Raw genomic sequence first — 4,172 nt, 5'->3', positions numbered from 1 at the left:
AACTGACACACCGCCTTCGCGAGCAAGCCCGCTCCCACAGTTTTAATCGCGTTCCGTCAGGTCAATCGTTGAACTGATAGTGCAATTCATTATCCCGGCTACTGATGCGTACGCCCGCCAACGCCTTGCCTTCGAGCATGCGCGTGAGGAATTCGCGGCTCATGTCCGGCAGCAGGCTGTTGGTGAGGATGGTGTCGATCATGCGCCCGCCGCTTTCGGTTTCGGTGCAGCGCGAGACGATCAAATCGACCACCGCGTCGTCGTAATCGAAAGCGACTTTGTGGGTATTTTCCACGCGCTTCTTGATGCGGTTGAGTTGCAGGCGGGTGATCGCCTTGAGCATCTCGTCGCTCAGCGGGTAGTACGGAATCGTCACCAAGCGGCCGAGCAAGGCCGGCGGGAAAATCTCCAGCAGCGGCTGGCGCAGGGCCTTGGCGATTTCCTCGGGTTCGGGGATGTTCGCCGGGTCTTTGCAGACCTGGGAAATCAGTTCGGTGCCGGCGTTGGTGGTCAGCAGGATCAAGGTGTTCTTGAAGTCGATCACCCGGCCTTCGCCGTCTTCCATTACGCCTTTGTCGAACACTTGGAAGAAGATCTCGTGCACGTCCGGGTGGGCTTTTTCCACCTCGTCCAGCAGCACCACGCTGTAGGGTTTGCGCCGCACCGCTTCGGTCAGCACGCCGCCTTCGCCGTAGCCGATATAGCCCGGTGGCGCGCCCTTGAGGGTCGACACCGTGTGGGCTTCCTGGAACTCGCTCATGTTGATGGTGATCACGTTCTGCTCGCCGCCGTACATGGCTTCGGCCAGGGCCAGGGCGGTTTCGGTCTTGCCCACGCCCGAAGTGCCGGCCAGCATGAACACGCCAATCGGCTTGCTCGGGTTGTCGAGGCCGGCGCGGGAGGTCTGGATGCGCTTGGCGATCATCTGCAGGGCATGGTCCTGGCCGATGATGCGTTTCTTCAGGTGCTGGTCGAGGTTGAGCACCGTCTCCAGTTCATTGCGCGCCATGCGGCCCACCGGGATGCCGGTCCAGTCGGCGACCACCGAGGCCACGGCCTGGTAATCCACGGTCGGCAGGATCAGCGGGGTTTCGCCTTGCAGTGTGGAGAGGCGCTGTTGCAGATCGACCAGTTTTGCACGCAGTTCGTCGCTCTCGTTGTTACCCGCATCACTGTCCACCACACCGGCTTTTTCGCGCAGGGTTGCACGGGTGGCGAGCAACTCATCCACCAGGGCTTTCTCGTCGGCCCAGCGGGTTTCAAGGGTCGCTAGGCGCTCGCGTTCGGCGCTCAGCAGCGCCTCGCTGTTGGTCTGGCGCGCACCAATGGCGATGCCGATGGCATGCTCGCGGGCGATGATTTGCAGCTCGGTTTCCAGGGCTTCAATGCGGCGGCGGCTGTCGTCCACTTCGGCGGGCACCGCATGCAGGCTGATGGCGACGCGGGCGCAGGCGGTGTCCAGCAGGCTCACGGATTTGTCCGGCAACTGGCGCGCGGGGATGTAGCGGTGCGACAACTTCACCGAGGCTTCCAGCGCTTCATCGAGGATCTGCACCTGATGGTGTTTTTCCATGGTCGAGGCCACGCCGCGCATCATCAGCAGTGCCTTGTCTTCCGACGGCTCCGCGACTTGCACGACTTGGAAACGACGGGTCAGCGCCGGGTCTTTCTCGATGTGTTTTTTGTACTCGGCCCAGGTGGTCGCGGCCACGGTACGCAAGGTGCCACGGGCCAGGGCGGGCTTGAGCAGGTTGGCCGCGTCACCGGTGCCGGCAGCGCCACCGGCACCCACCAGGGTGTGGGCCTCGTCGATAAACAGGATGATCGGTTTCGGCGAGGCCTGGACGTCTTCGATGACCTGGCGCAGGCGCTGTTCGAACTCGCCTTTCATGCTCGCGCCGGCTTGCAGCAGGCCCACGTCGAGGCTGCGCAGCTCCACGTCTTTGAGCGCGGGCGGCACGTCGCCGGCGACGATGCGCAGGGCGAAACCTTCAACCACGGCAGTCTTGCCCACACCGGCCTCACCGGTGAGGATCGGGTTGTTCTGGCGGCGACGCATCAGGATATCCACCAGTTGGCGGATCTCTTCATCACGCCCGACGATAGGGTCGAGCTTGCCGCTGCGCGCCTGCTCGGTCAGGTCCACGGTGAAGCGCTTGAGGGCTTCCTGCTTGCCCATCGCGCTTGGGGCCATGGCGCCGCTGGCTTCGCCCGGCACCGCGCCGGCGTTGAAACCGTCGCTGGCGCTCAGGGCGTTTTCCGGCGAGTCGCCGACGTATTCATCAAAACGTTCGCTCAAGGCTTCGGCCTTGATCTTGTCGAACTCCGACGACAAACCCAGCAGCGCATGGCGCAGGCTTGGGGTCTTGAGAATACCCAGCACCAGGTAACCGGTGCGCACCTGGCTTTCGCCGAACATCAGGCTGCCGTAGACCCAGCCGCGCTCCACGGCTTCTTCCACATGGGACGACAAGTCGGTAATCGACGTCGAGCCACGCGGCAGGCGGTCCAGGGCTTCGGTCAGGTCACGGGCCAGGCGCGCCGGCTCGAGGTTGAACTGGCGGATGATGCGGTGCAGGTCCGAGTCCTGCAGTTGCAGCAACTGGTGAAACCAGTGGGCCAGCTCCACGTACGGGTTGCCCCGCAGTTTGCAGAACACGGTGGCGGCTTCAATGGCCTTGTAGGCCACGCTGTTGAGTTTGCCGAACAGTGCGGCGCGACTGATTTCACCCATGCTCTGGATTCCTTGAGGTGGTGGCGTGATCGGCGTAATGCCGGGCCAGGATTAGGTCGTTGGCGTCGTGCTCGGGTTGGCCGAGCCAAGTATTGAAGCCCAGGCGGAACTGGCCGTTGAGCTGCAGTTTCGGGACTTCAGGTTGTTGCAGAATCAGGTTCAGGTCCCAGTCCAGTTCATGGCCCAGGTACTCGGCCACCCAGGCCACCAGCTCATTGAACGGCTGGCTGCCGGGCAGCATGCCCATGTAGTCGTCGAGCTTGAGCGGGCCGAGGCGGATGCGGAATTTGTGCTGGCGGTCCCACACGTGGCTACCCAGGCAGAAGTCCACGCCCAGCCTGTTGGCGCTGACACCCACGCGGCTGCGTTCGGGCAGTTCGAGCCATTGACCGACGTATTCCTCGATCTCCACCGGCAGGCCGAAATACTCGCCGAGGATCGCCTTCAAACCGTCCGGGTAGCGGGTTTGCGCCGACAAGTGGCCGCTGTAATGCAGCTTCGCGGTATCAGGGATAAGGCCCTGATTGAGCAGGCTCGGCATGCCGCGACCACTCAAGGCCGCCAGGCGTGCGGACCAGTAATCGTCGTCCGGGCGGTCGTGGCTGACGGTCGGCCGCGCTTCGGCCCAGGCTCGGTAGAACAGGCTCAGCAGGCGATGGTGGAAAATATCCAGGAACTGTTTGCTGGTGCTGTCGGCGTTGTTGCGCTGGCGCTCGCGCACGTACTCGGTGATATGCAGCGGCAGCGGGCCGTTGGGGCCGCCGAGGCCGAAGAAAAATTGCTCCAGCCGCGCCGGTTTGCCGTCGCCACCGGGGTCGACCGAGGCCAATGTGGCCGGGGCGAAGGTGCAATCGGCCTGTTGCCCCAGGCGCAACGGATCGTCCGTCAGGCGCAGGGAATGGCCCAGGCGCGGCAGCTGCGGCGATTCGCACTCGATACGCCGCAGCGCCTGGAAGAAATCGTATTCCCAGGGCTCCTGATGCATCGCATCCAGTGTGTTCACAGGGTCGGACGCCGCCCGGGCTTGGCTTTCCATCGCATGATCTCGCCGCGTTCGGTGGTACGGATCACCGTCTCGGTAAAGCTGTTGATCGACACGTAGCGTGCCAGGAAGCGTTCCAGCACCGCACCGAGCAGGAACACACCGGTGCCGCGAAACGCGTTTTCATCGAATTCCAAGGTGATTTCCAAACCCCGGCCAAACACAATCGGGCCGGGCATCGGCAGGCGACGTGTCACGGCTTTGCTGCTGACGTCACGCAGGCCTTCGATCTGCAATTGCAGGGCGGCGTCGTTGCTGTCGCCGTACAGGCGCAGCAGTTCGCGCAAGGCGCCGGCGCCCTGGCCTTGCTCGCTCAGCGACAGGTAGTTGAGCGACAACTGGCTGATCAGGCGCCAGGCCTTGGCGTCGTGCGCATGGCTGGCGCGCGGGCGGCTC

3 protein-coding genes are annotated in these 4,172 nt (G+C 63.7%); all 3 read right to left on the bottom strand.

Translation table 11 applies throughout. The annotated features are described in order from the left end of the window. Positions 1-61: 61 nt before the first annotated feature. A complete protein-coding gene (gene tssH / locus WBR57_RS22130) occupies positions 62-2,734 on the bottom strand; it encodes a type VI secretion system ATPase TssH (RefSeq protein WP_424086614.1) in 2,673 nt (890 codons plus the stop codon). Beyond that, positions 2,727-3,770, bottom strand: a complete 1,044-nt coding sequence (tssG, locus tag WBR57_RS22125; RefSeq protein ID WP_424086611.1) for a type VI secretion system baseplate subunit TssG — start codon at positions 3,768-3,770, stop codon at positions 2,727-2,729. The genes tssH and tssG overlap by 8 nt, the downstream gene beginning before the upstream one ends. Then, a partial coding sequence (locus WBR57_RS22120) for a type VI secretion system baseplate subunit TssF (protein ID WP_424086609.1) occupies positions 3,734-4,172 on the bottom strand: 439 nt, incomplete at its 5' end. The genes tssG and WBR57_RS22120, both read right to left, overlap by 37 nt.

The organism is Pseudomonas sp. (assembly GCF_049590575.1).
Taxonomy (GTDB): domain Bacteria; phylum Pseudomonadota; class Gammaproteobacteria; order Pseudomonadales; family Pseudomonadaceae; genus Aquipseudomonas.
Note: the sequence above shows the minus strand (reverse complement) of the source record. Positions and strands in the feature narration are given on the sequence as shown.

Coding starts and splice junctions, on each gene's coding strand:
- tssH (WP_424086614.1), bottom strand. CDS start 2,734: ATGGGTGAAATCAGTCGCGCCGCACTGTTCGGCAAACTCAACAGCGTG.
- tssG (WP_424086611.1), bottom strand. CDS start 3,770: ATGGAAAGCCAAGCCCGGGCGGCGTCCGACCCTGTGAACACACTGGAT.